Origin of the sequence: Pectobacterium wasabiae CFBP 3304, assembly GCF_001742185.1 — a bacterium.
GTDB classification, from domain to species: Bacteria; Pseudomonadota; Gammaproteobacteria; order Enterobacterales; family Enterobacteriaceae; genus Pectobacterium; species Pectobacterium wasabiae.
The window spans coordinates 4,443,706-4,462,729 of the sequence record NZ_CP015750.1; the positions used below are offsets into that span (position 1 = coordinate 4,443,706).

Genomic DNA, 19,024 nt, shown 5'->3' on the forward strand with positions numbered 1-19,024 from the left:
TCACGGTGAAGGGCGATATCGTCGTTCACCGTGAATCTCACCACTCACCGTATTGTTACTGCCCATTCCCCGTTGCCGCAGAACACGACTGTTGCAGAATACGCACCCGCTGCGCCAATTCGCTCACGCGTTCATCTTCCGTTCCATGATTTTTCAACTCTTGCTCGAGTGCAAAGAGATATTGCGCATTGGTGCCAAGCGGACCGCTGGCGCGTGCAATCAGCGGTGCGACGCTCTGAATGCAGGTATCATTTTCGTTCAGGGGATGTTCCGGCTCGGAAACAAACACCAGCGCCGTCAGCGGTACGCCGTTCTTACGATGTAGTTCGCACCAGAGCGGACGATAGCAGCCCGTCAGCATTTCACGCTTCCACAGCAGTTCCAAATCTTCACGCAATGACGCTTCAGGCAGGCGGAAAGCCAGACCCGTCGTTTGCCCACCGGGTTGCAACGCCAGCATCCGCCCCGGCTGTGTTGTCGTGCCGCGACCGATAGTGAGGCGCAAACAAAAAGCACGCTGCCACCCCGCCAACGTTGCCAGACAGATTTCTTCGGCGTCAAAAACCGGGTTCCACATAAGCGAACCGTAGCCAAATACCCAGACGGGACAGCTATTGGGCCGTAGCGCCAACGTCCTGTCCAGCGAATCAGCGCGCTGCTGCGGCGTGAGCAGTAAGGTTTCTTCAATACACCCAAAAGACGTTCTACAATCTGCTTTCTGCAAAAAATCGCGTGTTAACACTACTTACCACCCCCAACCCTACTCTTTTTCTGCTCGTCAGATCGGCTCTCGCCCTGCGTTTTAAAACCTAACTACTTTATCTGCTTAATTTTACAGCACCACAGAACCTGAGGTTATTCATTTATGGCTCCGCGATCAAGTTTGATGCGGGTCACAAAACCTGAAAAAGTTCGTGATAATGTTTCATTCACACATGATGCAGCGTTAATACCCTAAATAATTCGAGTTTCAGGCAGGCGGCAAGGGAAGGAATCCCGATGAGCTTACTCAGGTAAGTGATTCGGGTGAGTGAACGCAGCCAACGCACATGCAACTTGAAGTATGACGGGTATATCAACTTAATCGGCAACGCATCGCTAGACTTGACGTTTTCCTGATATAAACGCCATTTTTGTGACGTCAAATACCTGCCGCAAGCGGTCCACTTAATGTGAAAACACTAGCAGCGTATTTATTTCGATAAAAATAACGACAAAGGCACGAAATGATAATAGTTATCATCTCGTGTTATTATCATCCCTACACTGGAATTGATTACCACGGAGACACTGAATGGCAACGCCGCGTCAGCCTGTTTTAGTTCAGGTTAAACAGATTCACGATATTTCCCCACATTTACGCTGTATTACGTTTCATCATGACGCGTTGCGCGATTACCCAACCGAGCGATATGGCGCACATCTCAAACTATTTCTGCCTCAGGCTGGGCAACAAAAGCCTGCTCTACCGACCATCGGCGAACGCGGCCCGATCTGGCCGGAAGGCGAAGCCCGCCCTATCGTTCGTACCTATAGCGTCCGAGCGTTGCGTCCAGAAGATGCAGAGCTGGATATGGTTTTCGCGCTGCATGACCACGTTGGCCCTGCCGTCAATTTTGCTCGTCAGGCCAAGCCCGGCGACTGGGTGGGTATTTCACAACCCGGTGGCCCACTCCCGATGCTGCCTCCAGCTTCCGCGTATTATCTGGCAGCCGACCCATCCTCGCTCCCTGCGCTCATAGCGTTGCTGGAACACCTGCCCGATGACGCTCAAGGACATGCGGTGATCCGTGTCGACAGCGAGGCTGACAAACTCGATATCGCGAAACCAGCACAGTTTCAACTGCACTGGATCGTCGGCGGAACAGAAACGACCGACGCGCTGATCCACCATTTTCAGGCACTCCCGGTGACTGAAAATGCATTTTACTGGCTAGCCGGTGAGGATCGTATCGTGGTTCACCTTCGTCGCCATGTGCGTCGAGAACGCGGGTGTGAGCGAAATCAGATGTATGCAGTACCTTATTGGCGAGAAGGGTTAAATGAAGAGGATTATCATCATAAACGCCACGATATCATGGACAATCCTGATGAATAACCATAAAAAACACATTTGATATTATCATCATAGGGAGAAGATGCATAAATTCTCCCTTTTCATTTAAATTTATGCTCAAAGCGTAAAAATCCGTAAAATTCTCCGCACCAATACGACAATCTGTTATCATATTGTTCGTTTTATTACGTTATAACTACTTTCTAGTAACTTTTTGCGGTTTATTATTGTGTTACGGCCATGAAAAAATGGTCTTACGCCTGTAATGAATTGCTTTATGCCCGAGTCATTCGAGTGTCAGTGCGCTAACTTGAAGTATGACGGGGTTATTTTGCCGTATCATTCCTCTGGATAAGGAGAACACCCACAATGAAGTCTCATGCTGAGGTGGTCAAAACTCGCCATCATGAATACTCACTCATTTTTCCTGTTATTGCGCTGGCCGTGCTCTATATGTGGGGCAGTTCGCAAGATTTTGTCGCCATTCTCGGTATTAATGCCCTCGCGCTAGCCGGTATTCTTTTCAGTGCATTTAGTGTAGTACGTCATGCTGACGTGCTCGCACATCGCTTGGGTGAACCTTATGGCTCACTCATCCTCAGCCTGTCCGTCGTGATCCTTGAAGTCAGCCTGATTTCGGCGCTGATGGCCACCGGTGACGCAGGCCCGGACCTGATGCGTGACACGCTCTATTCCATCATTGTGATCGTCACCGGTGGTCTAGTGGGCTTTGCCCTCTTGCTCGGTGGCCGTAAGTTCGCTACGCAGTATGTTAACCTCAGCGGCATCAAGCAGTATCTGATGGCGATCTTCCCATTGGCCGTGATTGTGCTGGTTTTCCCCAGCGCCTTGCCTGACGGTAACTTCAGCGTAACGCAGTCGCTGATTATTGCTGCCATTTCTGCCGCGATGTACGGCGTGTTTCTGTTGATTCAGACGCGTACACACCAAAGCCTATTTGTCTATGAACATGAAGACGAAGGTGACGGCGACGATCCGCATCACGGTAAACCGTCCGCGCACAGTTCACTGTGGCACACCGGTTGGCTTCTGGTGCATCTGATAGCCGTTATCGCCGTGACCAAAACGAATTCAATGCCGCTGGAAACGCTGCTGACCGAAATGAACGCCCCGACACAGTTCACCGGCTTCCTGGTCGCGCTGTTAATTCTATCGCCTGAAGGATTGGGAGCAATACGCGCCGTCCTGAAAAATCAGGTACAGCGCGCCATGAACCTGTTTTTCGGTTCCGTACTGGCGACGATTTCACTCACCGTCCCTACTGTCACAATCATCGCGATGATGACGGGCCGCACGCTGAACTTCGGTTTGGATATGCCGCATATCGTCGTGATGCTGTCCGTGCTGGTGCTGTGCCACATTACATTCTCCACAGGCAGAACCAATGTGTTGAGCGGCAGTGCGCATTTAGCGCTCTTTGCCGCCTATCTGATCACCATCACGCTATAACCTCCCCGTTGACGCGGTTTTTGCCGCGTCAGCCTCGCCAAACCGCACTTCTCTTGATGTATCTCTGGATCTTCTGAGCGCCTCCGGCGTATCGTAAGGCTGTCGTCGACGGACCGGCAGGCCCGCCATGTTGATTTACTTCCTTACTTTGGTTTCTGCTTAGATGAAAACGCACGGAATTAACGGCATCAGGCCGTTCAGCGCGCTGATTGACGCGTGCTGGCGCGAAAAATATACGCTACAACGTTTTATCCACGACATTATCGCTGGCATTACCGTCGGCATCATTGCCATCCCGCTGGCGATGGCACTGGCGATTGCCAGCGGCGTCCCCCCACAGTACGGGCTATATACCTCGGCTATTGCCGGGATTGTCATTGCCGTCAGCGGCGGTTCACGCTACAGCGTCTCGGGTCCGACAGCGGCTTTCGTCGTCATTCTCTATCCCGTGTCGCAGCAGTTTGGGTTATCCGGCCTGCTGGTCGCCACCTTGCTTTCCGGCGTATTTCTGCTGCTGATGGGGCTCTGCCGCTTCGGCCGTCTGATCGAATACATTCCACTTTCAGTGACGCTAGGTTTTACCTCTGGGATCGCTATCACCATCGGTACGATGCAAATCAAGGATTTCTTCGGCTTGCAGATGGCCGTAGTGCCCGAGCATTACGTCGAAAAAGTGGCGGCACTGGCGCAATCGCTGCCTACCCTGCATCTTGCTGATACGTTAATTGGTGCAACGACGCTACTGGTTCTCATCGTTTGGCCCAGACTCGGCATCCGCCTACCCGGTCACTTGCCCGCGTTGCTGGCAGGGGTCGCGGTGATGGGGATCATGTCGCTGCTGGGCGAAAACGTGGCCACCATCGGTTCCCGCTTTAGCTATCTGCTCGCGGATGGTTCGCAAGGGCAAGGCATTCCCCCCATTCTGCCGCAGCTCATTCTGCCGTGGGACATTCCGTCGCCGGATGGGAAAACGATGACGCTGGATTGGCAAAGCATTTCCGCCCTGCTGCCTGCGGCATTTTCGATGGCGATGCTGGGGGCGATTGAGTCGCTGCTGTGCGCTGTCGTGTTAGATGGCATGACAGGCAAAAAACACAATTCTAATGCGGAACTGATGGGTCAGGGTTTCGGTAATATTATTGCCCCATTCTTTGGAGGAATTACCGCGACCGCCGCGATTGCCCGTTCTGCTGCCAACGTGCGGGCGGGAGCAAACTCGCCGATTTCTGCCGTGATCCACGCGCTGCTGGTATTGTTGGCGCTTCTGATACTCGCACCGTGGCTATCTTATCTACCGCTGGCGGCGATGGCGTCACTGCTGCTGATTGTCGCCTGGAACATGAGCGAAGCACATAAGGTGGTGGATTTACTGCGCCACGGGCCAAAAGACGACATTATCGTGATGCTACTCTGTATGTCGTTAACCGTATTATTCGATATGGTGATCGCGATTACCGTCGGCATTGTTCTGGCGTCCCTGCTCTTCATGCGTCGCATCGCGCAAATGACCCGTCTGAGCGAACTGCCGGACACTAAAATACCGGACCATCTGGTATTACGCGTTAACGGCCCGCTGTTTTTCGCCGCAGCAGAGCGCATCTTCAACGACCTGACGGTACGCAGCGAAGGCTACCAAAATATTATTTTACAGTGGGATGCCGTACCAGTACTGGATGCGGGTGGACTTAATGCGTTCCTGCGCTTTAGCGAAACACTGCCCGAGGGTAAACAGCTCATCATTACGGACATTCCCTTCCAGCCGCTAAAAACGCTGGCACGGGCGAAGGTTCACCCGATTGAAGGGCGACTGAGCTTCTACGGTTCATTGGCGCAGGCCATTGAGGCGACAACGGTACGTTCAGCGTAGTAGAAACCATTAGCGCTGTGGGTTAAGGGGGAGTTCCATCTTCCCCTTCTCCTTTTTTCGCCAGTGATTTACTACACCAGCCCCTACAAGGGTAAAACCATAACCTACATAGTCGTTAATTCAGGTATATTGTCACGGTTCGCTCCCCTTTTAACTAGCGTGTTGAGGAGACCTGATTGTGGCAATGTTTTCTTCTGCTCCCGTGTTAATTACCGGCGGCGCACGGCGTATCGGGCTGGCGCTAGCGCGTTCGTTTCTGGCGCAATCGATCCCGGTCATCATCAGCTATCGCACCCTTTATCCCGAACTTGAGGCGCTACGGCAAGACGGCGCGATTTGTCTGGCCGCTGATTTTTCCACTACGGAAAACATCTATATATTTGCAGAGCAAATTCAATTACTTACCCAGAAGTTGCGCGCCATTATTCACAACGCCAGCAATTGGACACCAGAAAAACCTGACACGCCATTAGAGCAGACGCTGAGCGATATGCTGCAAATTCATGTCTATGCCCCCTATTTACTCAACCAACTGCTGGAAGCTTGCCTGCGCGGGCAAGGCATTGCTGGCGCGGATATTATTCATCTGACAGATTACGTGGTAGAAAAAGGCAGCGAGAAACACATCGCCTATGCCGCCAGCAAAGCCGCGCTGGATAACATGACGCGGTCATTTGCCCGTAAGCTGGCACCGGAAGTGAAAGTAAACGCCATCGCCCCCAGTTTGATCTTGTTTCAGGAACAGGATGACGACGAATATCGCCAGCAGGCGCTGGAAAAATCGTTGATGAAAATCGCACCTGGGGAAGAAGAAATAGTCCAACTGGTGGACTATTTGTTCAAGAGCAGTTACGTCACCGGGAAGACGCTGGGTGTCGATGGCGGACGGGCGTTACGCTAGAACGTTGAGTAGTAACGTGAGGATAAAAAAATCACTAACAGTGAAGTTCGCCAGCAGCTTACTGCTCACCTAAAACGCATGTGGCGCTATGGGCTGGTACTGTCACGCAGCCACGAAGTTGCCGAAGAATTAGTCCAGTCTACCTGCGTTCGTGCACTCGAAAAAAGTACACAATTTACCCCAGGTACCCGTATCGACAGATGGCTGTTCTCCATTCTCTACTCAATATGGATTTCTGAACTGCGCGCCCGCCGTGTACGCCAGGGGCAAGGGTTTATCGAAAGCGAAGAATTGCTTGCTCCAGATACCCATGAGCGGAATAACGATCGTCTGCACTACCAGAAAATAATGCAGCGCGTCAGCGCACTGCCAGAAGCACAGCGCAACACCGTATTTTTAGTTTATGTCGAAGGGTTTACCTATCAGGAGGCGGCGGACACGCTGTCAGTACCGATCGGCACCATAATGAGCCGACTGGCCGCCGCGCGGGGGACGCTGGCTAAACCAGTTGATACCCCGCCCTCTGCAAAGGAGAAACAGTCTTGAAACCCATGAGTTTTACTCCTCCTTATAGCGACGAAGCTATTGTTGCCTGGTTAGATGGCGAGATGAATGAGGCTGATGCGCAAAGATTCAAGGCATTACTTGAGGGGGACGAACAGCTTGCTGAGCGCACCGCCGAACTGATGAAAAGCCGGCTTGATTTTGAAGAAGCCTTCGCCCCGTTACTCGACAAAGCACCTGAGGCGGAGATGCAGGCCAGACTTGAGGCATTAGTAACGACAGCACCAATCCTTGGTAAACCCTCATCTCATGCAGGAATCAGCCGCCGCTCGCTGATAGCCGCTTCTCTCAGTTTTCTGGTGATTGGCTCAGGGTTAGGCTACTTCGCACGTTATCCCCAGACCGCTCTCAGCGACAGCGAGAAAATTCGCGATCTTGAAGCCCAGTACATGTCTCTGTACAGCGCTAAAACCCTACTCGATGCGGACAGCTCCGCACAGACCTTGCAGCGTGGGCTGTCTCGTACGGCTCAGGACATCGGATTGTCTCTCAATGAACAACAGCTGACGATTCACGATGCAGCGTTGAAAATGGTACGCCTGTTGAGCTATGACAATACGTCGATTGCGCAGATTACCTGGATGCATACCACATATGGGCCGATGGCACTGTGTATTTCCCCCGATCGCCAGGCAACTGCCACTGCGCTTCACAATGAGCAACGCCATGATATGCAGGTTGTCTGGTGGCGCGATCGCGGCTATCAGTTTGTATTAATTGGCCGTAGCCCTGTTACGCCGCTGACAGAAAGTGCGCTCAGATTACAAGCGTCGCTGGCATAGACAGTGAACGGCCCTCCACGCACGGACAACTCCGTCTGTGTATGGAGGGTAAATACTTATACGATGTGTCCGACTTTCGCCTGAATTTCAATATTAATCGCTACACGATCGTCCACTACTCCGGTAAACCGATCCATATTAAAAGATGAGCGCGAAATAGTGGTGGTGGCATGAAGAAATAGCGAACCATCATGGGATGAGGTTCCCCCATGTTCTTCAAGCGTGGCATCCAGAATGACCGGGCGTTGAACGTTTTTTACCGACAGTGAACCAAAAACCCGAAAGTGACCATGACCCAGCGCCACAACCCTGCTACTGGCGAAAGTAATCGCTGGATAGTGTTCAGCATCAAAAAACAGGCCGCTTTTTAACTGATAGGTCAACAGGCTGTTGGAAGCCTGTAGCGTCGTGATTGGAATTTTCACATCAATACGGTCATTTATTTCCTTTTCAGCATCCAGGGTAATGTTGCCCGTCACGCCATCGAGAGAGGCTTGTGACTGGTGTCCAAATGCTTGCCATGAAAGCCCAATAACGGTGTTATCAGTAGCAACGGTGTAGTTAAGCGGCATAGCGTGCAACAGTGGGCTGATGAGCAGCCCGAAGGCCAGTACAGGAACGATGCGAGTCATAACAGGATTCTCCTCAGAATAGACAACGCGTAAACGCTCCAGAGCACGACTTTATTCGGACACGTTTCACTATTTCTGTTCATTCTGAGGAAAAAGCCTAGCGAGCACTGCATTAGCACCCCGCTCAACGAGGTTGCTGATGCGATTACGAATCTTTTTTCTTCCCACGTACCTTGCGCTGATACGCTTTATGCTCGGCCACATACCTCAGGTAAGCCGCACGCGTCATCCCGCTGGTACGTTGGGCAAAGGCATCGTAGGTCGTATCGGGCGGAAAACCAAACTCGGCCAATACCTGCTCCCACACTTCGCGGTGTTCCGGGTTGCCCAGCGTTTTATCCCAATCAGGGAACCCGCTATCGGCAAAACAGTCGGCAGATACACTGCTATAGGCACCATTATTCATATAGCGACGTTGGATCTTAAAAACCGTATCTTGAGCGGCTTTACTTATCGAACTAGGTCCCCACGACAGACGATAGTCGCTTTTCTGTGTGGTAATTCTTGGGCCATAACCAACAGGAAACAGAATGTCCTCTTCCGCCAGCATTTTCGATCCCACAAACTCATAGTTACCGCGCAAAAAAGCGTTATCCATAACAATCCAGCATTTTTCGGACAAAGGAGAGGCCACAATCTCCGACAGCGATGGATTACGCTCGGTCGTGCGGAAAAGATAAGGCCGAACAAACAGCGGCATCGTCATCATGCCAGATGCTGTGTTCAGCAAACAATTCGTCCTTTTGCATCTGGCGCAGGTTGCCAATAACCAGAACATAGCCATCGGTATGTAAATCTATTTCGACCCGAAAAATATCGCCCGGAATGGTTTTATGCTGCTGGTTTTTCATATGCATCAGCCGTTCCAGCTTATGCGCATAATCAGCAGGTAAGCGCTCAGGATAAGCGCGCAGCCGGTCGACGATCTCTTCTTTGCTGACCAAATCCCGACATTCTGGCAACGGGAGTCGGATAGAGTTTCGGTAATTGCTGGCGGTAATATAGCCGCAGCTTCCCGAGTTCAGCGTTCTGATGCCCGCTGAAAATACAATACCGTCCGCCATTACACTGGAAACGCTGGTGTAAGTGAGCTTTTTTTCTTTCCCGCGTGAGGTTCTCGGCAGAATAACCTCACGTCCACGGGTGTGAATAATGACGTCTTCTTCCTGATAATTTAACTCAGTGGCGGTAATACGCTTGCGGATCGTATCGCCATCGAAACAGATAAAATAGCCATCTCGGATGGTTAAAATATCCCATTCAGCCGATAACGACTCCAGACCGAAATAAGGGCGTAAGGCTTCCAGCATCCAACTATTTATCTGATCAATCGGTTTCATCTTTAACGCGGTTCCCAGTGGAATAATCAGTCATTATGGCGTGGCCGTTCTCGATAAATAACGAGAATCGCCTAAAAAAACACGCACCGCAGCTTATCTAATTTAGACAAATAAACAAACACTTAACACCCATTTACGCTTCACGTCTCGTTTATCCTCTATCATCAGGCTATGCTATCAGCAATGAGATGGGGATAACGTAGATACCATGCATAAGATTGTTTTTATAGAAGATGATACCGAGGTTGGAAAATTGATCGCTGCCTACCTCGGCAAGCATGACATTGATGTTCAGGTTGAAGCGCGAGGCGATCAGGCACAGGCTTTCATTGAGCAACAGCAGCCCGACCTTGTGCTGCTGGACATTATGCTACCCGGCAAAGACGGGATGACCATCTGCCGGGAGTTGCGGCCACAGTACAGCGGCCCAATTGTGCTACTGACATCGCTGGACAGCGATATGAATCATATTCTGGCACTGGAAATGGGTGCCGATGATTACATACTGAAAACCACGCCACCCGCAGTCTTGCTCGCCCGCCTACGCCTGCATTTGCGGCAATACGCCACCGCGCCACAAACGGTGGCAGAAAGTACCGCGCCCGCTGCGTTACAGGTACATAAATCCCTGCACTTCGGCCTGCTCTGTATCGACCCGGTCAACCGAGAAGTCACATTAGGGCAAGAGCACATCGTGTTATCCACCGCGGATTTCGATCTACTTTGGCAATTAGCGACCCATGCCGGCCACATCATGGACAGGGATGCGCTGCTGAAAAACCTGCGCGGCGTGACCTACGACGGTATGGATCGCAGTATTGATGTGGCGATTTCCCGCCTGCGTAAAAAACTGTACGATAACCCGCTGGAGCCGTTCCGTATCAAAACCGTGCGCAATAAAGGTTATCTGTTCGCCCCTAATACCTGGGAGAGCGTGACGCTATGAGAAAGCTGTTCGTTCAGTTTTTTCTACTGCTGTTCGCCTGCTTTGTCGTCATGACACTACTGGTCGGGCTGGTCTATAAAGTCACCGCCGAACGCGCCGGACGCCAGTCCATGGATGACCTGATGAAAAGCTCGCTGTATCTCATTCGTAATGAGTTGCGTGCAATCCCTCCCCGCGAGTGGCATAAGACCATCAGCGAGCTCGATTTAAACCTGTCGTTCAAATTGCACATCGAGCCCGTGAGTAAATATACGCTCAGTGCCAAGAATCGGCAGCGTCTGAATCAGGGAGAAATTATCGCGCTGGATGATGAATACACGTTTATCCAACGCATCCCCCGCAGCCACTATGTTCTCGCCGTCGGCCCTATTCCTTATTTGTTCTTCCTGCACGAAATGCGGCTACTGGATTTACTGCTGGTGATGCTCATTGGACTGTCGCTAGCGCTACCGGTTTTCTTGTGGATGCGACCGCATTGGCAAGCCATGCTAAAACTGGAAAATGCCGCACAGCGTCTGGGAGATGGCCATCTGGAAGAGCGCATTCACTTTGATAGCACCTCAAGCCTGTTTCGGCTAGGCGTCGCCTTCAACCGGATGGCGGATAACCTAAACCAACTCATCAACAGTAAAAAGCAGCTTATTGACAATATCGCACATGAACTGCGTACACCGTTGGTCAGGCTGCGCTATCGGCTGGCCATGAGTGACAACCTGACAGAAGACGAGCAGCAGGCATTAAATCGAGATATTGGTCAACTTGAAGCGCTGATTGACGAACTGCTGACGTATGCCAGGCTCGATCGCCCACAGGTGACGCTGCACCTTGCCGATATTGATATTCCTTCGTGGCTACAGGCAAAAGTTGACGATTTTCGTCTTATCCATCCTGAAAAGCGCATTTCGCTGGAAATGCCGCATTCAGCGCACATTGGTGCGCTCGATTTGCGCCTGATGGAGCGTGTCCTGAACAACCTGATCGGCAACGGGGTGCGCTTCTGCCATAGCCAATTGCGTATCAGCCTGACATCCGACGCCGAGCATATCGCCTGTCTGCAAGTCGAGGATGATGGCCCCGGCATTGCGCCCGAAAGCCGGGAAAGCGTTTTTGAACCGTTTATCCGTCTGGAAGCGGGTATCGAAAACAGCAGCGGTGGATGTGGGCTGGGGCTGGCGATTGTTCATGCTATCGCACGCGCTTACGAAGGCAGTATTACCGTGGATGAAAGCCCGCTCGGCGGAGCCCGTTTTCGTTTCTGTTGGCCAGTGAAAACCGTGGCAGAACCGGCCACCATCGCCATTCAGCATTAACACCGAGACAGCGGCAATCCCGCTGTCTTTCAATATTTCCCTCGCTTTCCTCGGCTTGTACATTAGGTTACACGCCGAAACCAATCACTCACTGAAGCCACCCTCTGTTTCTCCTATTCTCTCTTCAACGGCCCACCTGAGGGTCACGAAACGTGAATGAGATAACGAGGAAATGATGATGAATAAAGTATTAGTTATGATCGCAGGTGCGGCTCTGGGTCTGTCCTCTGTCGCATTTGCCGCAGATACCGTAACCAGCGTACCCGCTCAAATGTCTGCAACTACGACCACCTCTGCTCCAGCTAAAGCTGTTCACCATAAAAAGCAGGTGAAGAAAGCGAAGCCAACTGTTGAACAGAAAGCGCAGGCTGCCAAGAAACACGTGAAGAAAGCAAAGCCAGCCCCTGCACAGAAAGCACAGGCTGCTAAGAAACACGTGAAGAAAGCGAAGCCAGCCCCTGCACAGAAAGCACAGGCTGCTAAGAAACACGTGAAGAAAGCGAAGCCAGCTCCTGCACAAAAAGCACAGGCAGCTAAGAAACACGTGAAGAAAGCTAAAACTGCAAAACCTGCTGATACCACGCCAGCGGCGTAATCGGTAAGCGCCCTCTCCTTCCCCTACCTATGGGGGAGGAGTCGCTCTTACGGTCAGCCCAGTTTGAATCTCGCCACTAAGAGCGAACGCAGAGTCATCATCAGACACCCAGCTCACCGGGTGTCTATTTTATGGGGGGCGAGAGAATGATGCGGCGTTATTCATTTGAAATTATGCTATCCCTCGTTGTGCTCTGTGGCATTATCACTCTGAGTTTTTTTCTCTAGCTCTCAGCATTTCTCTACCATGCGGCTATCCACGCATTGTCACGATTATTAAACGTCGACGTCTATCCGTATAAAAAACACACATCAATATTGATAACAAATCCTATTAACAATATTATTTCTTCCTATATTTTAATCTATTCACCTCCCCATCAGCAGGTCAAACCAGATAAGACTGCCGTTCAAATCAATCACTTGAAGACTATCGTCTCATTTTTGAGGATAAATCCATCAATAAGAATGGAATTATCTAAATCTTAAACTACAATTTCGAAACCAATAACAAATCAGCTTGGATCTCAACGTATTTTTATTATTAAAAAAAGCACACTAATTACAAGGTTTAATTCTCTAAGATATACACGATGCAAAAAACACCGTGCTGCGGCAGCGTATGCCATTTTCATTAGTACTATAAATGCTAACCACACAATCATTTAAAACAAGGCGGTATTTATTGATAAAAAACGACAATACACTTAGTCAAATACGAATTGGCTTTTAAAACCACAAGAATTAATTACTATTTCTAAGGAATTTACATCCATCATAAAACGAAATGGACGCGTTATAACTCGATCATGCACAGGCTTTCAATGAAAGAATTAAATACCTCTATTTTTAGAATCACAAAAATACTTTCACCACACAGTAATATCGCCCCGCCGACTAAAGTCATCAAAGGGAAACGACTTTATTTCTTTTATCCATCAGGAGAGCAAGTTATTTATTTTTTGGATGAAGGAACATTCTTAATGAAACAGTCAATCGATGATAAAGTTATTTCCGTTATATTATCACCCGCTATCATCGGTTGGTCCATGGTGACACTCGATGGTGGAGAACTCTATCTGGAAAGGGTCGATTATGGGAAAATCCGCAGTATTCCTTTCAATACCGCGATGCGCATTATTACAGCTTATGAACGCTTCGACGATGTTTTAGCGATTGTTAATACCGGATTTCATGCATTGATTGACCATTGTATCGGTAATCATGGTGATTCACTTTCCATCGTGCATAAGATGCTACGTTCACTGAATCAACTCCCCCCTGATGTCAAACGATGCTTTTCTGCTCTGTCGTATATTTCCCAACGTACCTCACTCTCAAAAAGTACGATAAAACGGGGGCTGAAGCAGCTACAACAGCAAGGCTTAATTACGCTGGAGCGCGGTAAATTACGTCACCTCACGGAATGTAATTAATACCAGGACGGGTCACCAGACCCGTCATCCCTTCTGAATAGAATTCTCCAAAGCTTACAGGTAGGTTAGCGTAAATGTTGCATCCGCATTGGCAGAGCCGACCGTCACTGGCGTGCCGATCGCAACATACTGCCCATAAAAAACCAGTGCCACGCGGGCAGCGTTAGCCGACAGCGCATAAAGGGGCATCGGTTGCCCAAGCGCCAAACGACGACGTTCGCTATCCAGAATCGCCACAGCAATATTGGTCGCGCTGCTACCAGCGTTAAGCGCCAGCAGCGTATTATCCACCGCTGGCGCACTGCCATAAAATGTCACCTCAACGCCAGACGCCGCCACCCCGCAGTTCTCCAGAACAATCTCGAAGCGCGTCGGATTCGAATTTTGCGATCCTACCGCAAACTGTTTGCTTGGCCACGTGCCGAGGTCGACCGTTTGTTCCTGCGTTCCCGCACTAACGCTGCAACTGTTCGCCAGCAGCGTCGCAGTGAGCCGCACGTTGGTCAGTCCCAGATCGGCCCGCGCGGGTATCAACGCACAGACAGTCGCGATCGAAAAAACCAAGCAGAAACGAACTGTCCATGTCATTCGTGTACGCACGATACACGCCATCACACCCTGAAGTCGGTTCATCGATTTCCCCTCTTAGTAAAAATCGACGCGCAGATAGGCATTTGCTGTCGCAACGCCTTCCTGAGGCTTATTCCCTGTCACGCTGACCGGATACGCGGTGATCGCCACATTCGCACTTGCCGTTTCATCCAACGTAAAGGGGATCACGCTTGCAATATCGTTCGGCGTCAATGGGTTGTTTCCACTGTCGGTGACCATAAATCCCACATCAGGATTGTCAGAAACGACCATATCACCAGACACACGATCGGCCTGAAGCCGCATCGATAGGCTCGCCTGTGCATCGATACCGTTACAAGCAATCCCAATCGTCCGCGTCACAGGAGAAACACCAACCGGTTTTTCCCCTGCAGTGTTAAACAATCCTGATGAAATCCCGCCAAAATCAATGCTGATGATCTGTCCTGCATTCAAGGCACAACTCTGGGGAACCGTGACCGAACCGCTCATATAGCCGATCACGAGCGGCGATCCCACGCTTTGACCATCGCCTCCCTGATTGCCATAGAGATAAAAAATGGGTGCCATCGGGATATTAGAAATTCCCACAAACTTACGCTTGATACGGAAGTTCACCTGAACTCGGCTGCCTGTCGTCGCATTCCCGCCACACAGTCCCGCGCAGTTGTTATTCACATCGGTAAACGGCACATTATGAAATGTCCCTCCCGAAGTCCGGTTATAGACAAAAATACGCGATGACACCTGGAGGTAATCATTGCCGGTAATATCAAACCAGTTCACGCCGCTTTCCGTTGACGCCAGAACCAATGACGGTCCAGGCTGTGCCGAATAATAAACGGTATCTCGGTTATTACATGGGCCGCTTATCGTATAGGAGCCCGCATCGTTTTTTTCATTCCACCCTGTCACATATCCGACATAGTTCTGGCTGGAGGCTAATGCGTAAGTGTAGTCATACGTTAACGGTGAACCGCTTGATGTCGTGCATTGCACCGCGCTAGCCTGACCCGCCATTCCCAGTAGACCCGCAGCGGTAACACCGCGCCACCACGCACGACTGCGCGTGGCGCTTTTGTTTTTTTTCATCAGTAATGTCATTGACATATCGCCTTAGTGTAGGAAATCGGTTGGTTTTCACTACCGTCTGGTAGTGCGTAGCGAAGCGTACATTGCTGCTGTGAATCACTTCCCCACGCGACCTTCAGTTCACCTTCAGGGGCTAGCCCGGACAGAAATACCTGCCCATCATCCCCCACAATACCGGTGCTATCACTGTCCACGCGGGAGACGAACGCGCCAAAGGGAACCGGCCGACCATTGCGCTGTTGCAGTGAAATCAGCGCTCGCCCCCCTTGATAGGCGGTAAAGTTGGCACGCACCAGCGCTCCCCGTGTTGGCACGAGGTTGGCGACAGAATTGTTGACTTCGGTGTTTTGATTTAACGAATTGACGTCCAGCGCAATACGGTTATTACGATAAACGCTGGCATAGGGAATGACGGCATAGCCGCGCCAGTCAGTCTGGATACCGGTGGTGTTCTCCACTTTGACACGGCTGGCTCCGGGCACTTTGATCAGTACGTTGGTATCGCCCAATGGTTGGCTAAACGTGACGCCATCAGCATGTGCCACCACACCACCACTGACCCCATAGTTAAGCTGGCGGCTATTGTGCGTGTAGTTGTAGTTGGCATTGCTGTTACCATAGGTGCCCTGATAACCAAGCCCTACGTTCCCACTGTTCCCGATGCCGCGGTTGCCATACCCTTGGGAGACGTTGTAGTTGAGGTTGCCTTCAGACAGCATTGTGCCACTGAGCCCAACCTGCTGTAACGTGCGCCCCTGATTGTCCGATGTCATGTTGTACGTGGTGTACGCGGTATTCTGTAAATGCCGAAGGCTAACACTCTCTCGGTGTCCGCTGAGCCACTGGCCCAGTGGAATCGAAAGGTTAAAAGCAAACAGCCGATTTCGCTCTTCCAGCCCTTGATTCTTGTTATAGCTGTAGCTCAGGTTATAACTCACGCCACGGTACACGTTGCTGTAGCCAATTTGCAGCAGATCGTTCGTGCCCTCGGTATGCCAATAATCCTGTCGGCTTCCCGTCAAAAATAGCGATCCGCGTCCATCACCCAGTTGTTGGGTGATATTCATCTGCATCCTGCTTTTCTTCGCGTTATTCAGATTGTAGTAGTCACGCACAACAGGCTGAGCATCGGTAAAATCGACCGTGTAACCACTCATGTTTTTATAGCTCGCCTCATCCAGCGTAAAAAACCCCTTGGTTGAGTAGCGATAGCCCAGAATCTGAAAGTTAGTCCCCAAGTCATTCAGTGATTTGGCATACAGGAAACGTAGCGACTGCCCACGATGATCGCTGCCATCCGACAACGTGCTGTAAGCCTGAGTGAGGTCGGCAGAAAAAGCCCCCCAATCACCAAGATTCTTACCCGTCCCCAGCGTTAACGCCTGATAGTCTTCAGCGAGTTGAGTACCGCCATATAGCGTCACCCCCGCCGAGCGCCCCCAAATCAGTGTGCCCTGGCCAAAAAAGGGCTGATCTTGTTGCGCATTGTTACTGCGATATTTACCGAGCATCGCGGTATATTTCATCCGATTTTCACGCTGAAGTAGCGGCACGGCGGAATAAGGCACAACAAAACTGTTCGCCGAGCTGTCGCTCTCAGTAATGGTCACCTGTAAGTCACCGCTGGATGACGTAGGGTAAAGATCGGTAATTTCGAATGCGCCGGGCGCAACATAGGATTGATAAATAACATAGCCATTTTGTCGGATGGTGACACGGGCGTTGCTTTTAGCAATCCCTCTGATCGTTGGTGCGAACCCTCTCAGGCTGTCCGGCAGCATGGCATCATCAGACGCAATCTGGACGCCGCGAAATCCCAAACTATCGAAAACCTCTCCTACCGTATTGCTGTCACCGATGGTCAATTCGCTACGCCAGGGAATGATGGCACGTTGTAAATAAGTGCTGACGTGCTGAAATTCGTTATAGCGCAAATTTGCATAACGGGAATAACGCCAGGTGGAGTAATCACGCAATCGCCATCCGTTCCAGTTCACCCCACTATCCAGATTGAGGAAATAGCTGTCACTGCGGGCGTTGCCGTGCGTATTACTGCCGGTGAACTGATAATTAAACAATGCCGACGTGATGCCCTCATCCCACTCTTCCGGCGAAATGTATCCCCGTCCAGCGTTTTTCAGCGCAATCTGCGGCAAGCTGATATTCAATCTCTGTAGTTCAAAGTCAAAATCCACGCGGGCATCGGGGATCGCCTGCGGCACATTGACACACGCAGAAGCGGACTCGTCACGTAGAGAGGAAAAAGATCGCAGATTGACATTAAGTTGTTCCAGCAGCGTGGTCGTCAGACAAGGCTCAAGGCCAGTATCGTCGCCGAAAGATTTATCGGAAGGCGTGCGCACTTGAAACGCAATATCACGAGAAACCGCATATTCGGCATTAACATAAATCTCTACCCGATAGACGCCCGGCGGTTGTCCTTCGCCTTTATCAAAGCGAGAAAGATCGGCGATGGCGGAAGGGTCGTCCGATAAAAATGTCGGATTAAAGAAGGTTTCAGCCTCACCGTGTAGTGGAAATGCCAGACATAGCATCATAGCCGGATACCAGCGCAGGCACGTCGGCACGGCGCGATAACATGCGGCTGAAGATGGTTGTGTAGGTTGTGAACGCATACAAAAATTCCTCATCTATGACGATGAAAAGCACAGGCAGTCGTCGCAATGCAACCCGATGACGGCTGGTATCTCACCGTTTCATAGCCCTGAGCCCATGACGCGCGGCGTCATCGCACCGTAGTCGTTAATCGTCTGGTAACTCACCGCACCGGATGCGTTGTCCGGCAACGTCACGGATGCTGAACTTTTAGGTGAGACCATGGTATTAGGGAGTTTCTGACTACCCGATTGGAGGTTGACCAGCGTAATAAAGTAGGGAGAAGGATTGGTGATCGTGAGTGTATTGCTCGACTGCTGAAAGCGCAGCGTAGTCGATGCGCTATCTGCCCCCTGCGTCAGGTTGGCGGGTCTAACAAAAAGTTTTATCCGGGATAACACCGCCAATTGCAGCGCGTTTTTGTCCTGAAGGTCACGCTTATCAACGGCGGGAATCGCTTTCACGTTGAGCCAGTAAACGGACTCGCGATCGGTCGGTAAAGACGCCCCGACATGCATCAGTCGCAGCGTATTTTCGCCCTTAGGCTTCACCACAAAAAGCGGCGGCGTCGCCAGAAAATCCGTGGTTTTATTACCATCCTTATCTTCCACCCAGGATTGAATTAAAAAGCGGTTTTTTTCATCACTATTAATAATTGAAAGCGAAGCCTGATTGGCCTCTGCGGGATAAATCACTCGTGTGGCTCCCAGCGCGATACCGCCAGCCTGTGCCTGTTGAGCAATGAATAAAGAAAAAGACATCAGTCCAAACAAGAAAGATCGGAATAAAAGAGATGAATTCTGCACACACCACCTCACGATAAAGTG

18 protein-coding genes are annotated in these 19,024 nt (G+C 50.8%); 10 read left to right on the top strand and 8 right to left on the bottom strand.

Annotation, left to right across the window (positions count from 1 at the left end; genetic code table 11):
* Positions 1 to 55: 55 nt before the first annotated feature.
* Positions 56 to 742, bottom strand: a complete 687-nt coding sequence (locus tag A7983_RS20215; protein ID WP_005972306.1) for a gamma-glutamylcyclotransferase — start codon at positions 740 to 742, stop codon at positions 56 to 58.
* A gap of 552 nt (positions 743 to 1,294) precedes the next feature.
* Between A7983_RS20215 and A7983_RS20220 the strand changes: the two genes are divergently transcribed.
* The 6 genes from A7983_RS20220 to A7983_RS20245 all read left to right on the top strand — a co-directional run bounded on the left by A7983_RS20220 (position 1,295) and on the right by A7983_RS20245 (position 7,640).
* Positions 1,295 to 2,098 carry a siderophore-interacting protein gene (locus tag A7983_RS20220; protein ID WP_005972309.1) on the top strand — a complete coding sequence of 268 codons (804 nt, stop codon included), beginning with the start codon at positions 1,295 to 1,297 and terminating at the stop codon, positions 2,096 to 2,098.
* A 327-nt stretch (positions 2,099 to 2,425) separates the two neighbouring features.
* Entirely contained in the window at positions 2,426 to 3,526 is a 1,101-nt protein-coding gene (gene chaA / locus A7983_RS20225; RefSeq protein ID WP_005972311.1) for a sodium-potassium/proton antiporter ChaA, read from the top strand.
* A gap of 163 nt (positions 3,527 to 3,689) precedes the next feature.
* Positions 3,690 to 5,393 (top strand): C4-dicarboxylic acid transporter DauA, encoded by a 1,704-nt coding sequence (gene dauA / locus A7983_RS20230; protein ID WP_005972313.1) that lies wholly within the window; start codon positions 3,690 to 3,692, stop codon positions 5,391 to 5,393.
* Positions 5,394 to 5,571: 178 nt separating this feature from the next.
* Entirely contained in the window at positions 5,572 to 6,294 is a 723-nt protein-coding gene (gene folM / locus A7983_RS20235; RefSeq protein WP_005972315.1) for a dihydromonapterin reductase, read from the top strand.
* Between the two features lie 30 nt (positions 6,295 to 6,324).
* Positions 6,325 to 6,840 carry an RNA polymerase sigma factor gene (locus tag A7983_RS20240; protein WP_043885443.1) on the top strand — a complete coding sequence of 172 codons (516 nt, stop codon included), beginning with the start codon at positions 6,325 to 6,327 and terminating at the stop codon, positions 6,838 to 6,840.
* The gene (locus A7983_RS20245) at positions 6,837 to 7,640 is read left to right on the top strand and encodes an anti-sigma factor family protein (protein WP_005972319.1); all 804 of its coding nucleotides are present in this window, start codon (positions 6,837 to 6,839) and stop codon (positions 7,638 to 7,640) included. Before A7983_RS20240 ends, A7983_RS20245 begins: the two co-directional genes overlap by 4 nt.
* Before the next feature lie 56 nt (positions 7,641 to 7,696).
* On the opposite strand, the gene A7983_RS20250 is transcribed toward A7983_RS20245, so the two are convergent.
* The 3 genes from A7983_RS20250 to A7983_RS24610 form a co-directional block, all read right to left on the bottom strand.
* Complete coding sequence (locus A7983_RS20250) at positions 7,697 to 8,272, bottom strand: YceI family protein (protein ID WP_005972321.1); 576 nt, start codon at positions 8,270 to 8,272, stop codon at positions 7,697 to 7,699.
* A gap of 145 nt (positions 8,273 to 8,417) precedes the next feature.
* Positions 8,418 to 8,981: an immunity 26/phosphotriesterase HocA family protein gene (locus A7983_RS24605; protein ID WP_235778004.1), complete on the bottom strand. Its 564-nt coding sequence runs from the start codon at positions 8,979 to 8,981 to the stop codon at positions 8,418 to 8,420.
* Positions 8,926 to 9,612 (bottom strand): Imm26 family immunity protein, encoded by a 687-nt coding sequence (locus A7983_RS24610; protein ID WP_005972327.1) that lies wholly within the window; start codon positions 9,610 to 9,612, stop codon positions 8,926 to 8,928. Before A7983_RS24610 ends, A7983_RS24605 begins: the two co-directional genes overlap by 56 nt.
* Before the next feature lie 208 nt (positions 9,613 to 9,820).
* Here A7983_RS24610 and rstA point away from each other — a divergent pair, with 208 nt between their 5' ends.
* The 4 genes from rstA to A7983_RS20275 all read left to right on the top strand — a co-directional run bounded on the left by rstA (position 9,821) and on the right by A7983_RS20275 (position 13,898).
* The gene (gene rstA / locus A7983_RS20260) at positions 9,821 to 10,558 is read left to right on the top strand and encodes a two-component system response regulator RstA (protein WP_005972330.1); all 738 of its coding nucleotides are present in this window, start codon (positions 9,821 to 9,823) and stop codon (positions 10,556 to 10,558) included.
* The gene (gene rstB / locus A7983_RS20265; protein WP_005972333.1) at positions 10,555 to 11,868 is read left to right on the top strand and encodes a two-component system sensor histidine kinase RstB; all 1,314 of its coding nucleotides are present in this window, start codon (positions 10,555 to 10,557) and stop codon (positions 11,866 to 11,868) included. Before rstA ends, rstB begins: the two co-directional genes overlap by 4 nt.
* A gap of 178 nt (positions 11,869 to 12,046) precedes the next feature.
* On the top strand, positions 12,047 to 12,463 hold the full coding sequence (gene asr / locus A7983_RS20270) for an acid resistance repetitive basic protein Asr (protein ID WP_005972335.1): 417 nt from the start codon (positions 12,047 to 12,049) through the stop codon (positions 12,461 to 12,463).
* An 823-nt stretch (positions 12,464 to 13,286) separates the two neighbouring features.
* A complete protein-coding gene (locus A7983_RS20275; RefSeq protein ID WP_005972338.1) occupies positions 13,287 to 13,898 on the top strand; it encodes a helix-turn-helix domain-containing protein in 612 nt (203 codons plus the stop codon).
* A 54-nt stretch (positions 13,899 to 13,952) separates the two neighbouring features.
* On the opposite strand, the gene A7983_RS20280 is transcribed toward A7983_RS20275, so the two are convergent.
* The 4 genes from A7983_RS20280 to A7983_RS20295 all read right to left on the bottom strand — a co-directional run bounded on the left by A7983_RS20280 (position 13,953) and on the right by A7983_RS20295 (position 18,958).
* Positions 13,953 to 14,531 (bottom strand): fimbrial protein, encoded by a 579-nt coding sequence (locus A7983_RS20280; protein WP_005972341.1) that lies wholly within the window; start codon positions 14,529 to 14,531, stop codon positions 13,953 to 13,955.
* Positions 14,532 to 14,543: 12 nt separating this feature from the next.
* Positions 14,544 to 15,581 (bottom strand): fimbrial protein, encoded by a 1,038-nt coding sequence (locus A7983_RS20285; protein ID WP_235778003.1) that lies wholly within the window; start codon positions 15,579 to 15,581, stop codon positions 14,544 to 14,546.
* 8 nt (positions 15,582 to 15,589) lie between these two features.
* Positions 15,590 to 18,217 (bottom strand): fimbrial biogenesis usher protein, encoded by a 2,628-nt coding sequence (locus tag A7983_RS20290; protein WP_005972345.1) that lies wholly within the window; start codon positions 18,215 to 18,217, stop codon positions 15,590 to 15,592.
* Positions 18,218 to 18,298: 81 nt separating this feature from the next.
* Complete coding sequence (locus A7983_RS20295; RefSeq protein ID WP_039478514.1) at positions 18,299 to 18,958, bottom strand: fimbria/pilus periplasmic chaperone; 660 nt, start codon at positions 18,956 to 18,958, stop codon at positions 18,299 to 18,301.
* Positions 18,959 to 19,024: the final 66 nt, after the last annotated feature.

Bases quoted from the DNA above. Each gene is read 5' to 3' on its own strand.
- A7983_RS20220 (WP_005972309.1), top strand. From the start codon at position 1,295: ATGGCAACGCCGCGTCAGCCTGTTTTAGTTCAGGTTAAACAGATTCAC.
- chaA (WP_005972311.1), top strand. From the start codon at position 2,426: ATGAAGTCTCATGCTGAGGTGGTCAAAACTCGCCATCATGAATACTCA.
- dauA (WP_005972313.1), top strand. From the start codon at position 3,690: ATGAAAACGCACGGAATTAACGGCATCAGGCCGTTCAGCGCGCTGATT.
- A7983_RS20250 (WP_005972321.1), bottom strand. From the start codon at position 8,272: ATGACTCGCATCGTTCCTGTACTGGCCTTCGGGCTGCTCATCAGCCCA.
- A7983_RS24605 (WP_235778004.1), bottom strand. From the start codon at position 8,981: ATGATGACGATGCCGCTGTTTGTTCGGCCTTATCTTTTCCGCACGACC.
- A7983_RS24610 (WP_005972327.1), bottom strand. From the start codon at position 9,612: ATGAAACCGATTGATCAGATAAATAGTTGGATGCTGGAAGCCTTACGC.
- rstA (WP_005972330.1), top strand. From the start codon at position 9,821: ATGCATAAGATTGTTTTTATAGAAGATGATACCGAGGTTGGAAAATTG.
- rstB (WP_005972333.1), top strand. From the start codon at position 10,555: ATGAGAAAGCTGTTCGTTCAGTTTTTTCTACTGCTGTTCGCCTGCTTT.
- asr (WP_005972335.1), top strand. From the start codon at position 12,047: ATGAATAAAGTATTAGTTATGATCGCAGGTGCGGCTCTGGGTCTGTCC.
- A7983_RS20275 (WP_005972338.1), top strand. From the start codon at position 13,287: ATGAAAGAATTAAATACCTCTATTTTTAGAATCACAAAAATACTTTCA.
- A7983_RS20280 (WP_005972341.1), bottom strand. From the start codon at position 14,531: ATGAACCGACTTCAGGGTGTGATGGCGTGTATCGTGCGTACACGAATG.
- A7983_RS20285 (WP_235778003.1), bottom strand. From the start codon at position 15,581: ATGAAAAAAAACAAAAGCGCCACGCGCAGTCGTGCGTGGTGGCGCGGT.
- A7983_RS20290 (WP_005972345.1), bottom strand. From the start codon at position 18,217: ATGCGTTCACAACCTACACAACCATCTTCAGCCGCATGTTATCGCGCC.
- A7983_RS20295 (WP_039478514.1), bottom strand. From the start codon at position 18,958: ATGTCTTTTTCTTTATTCATTGCTCAACAGGCACAGGCTGGCGGTATC.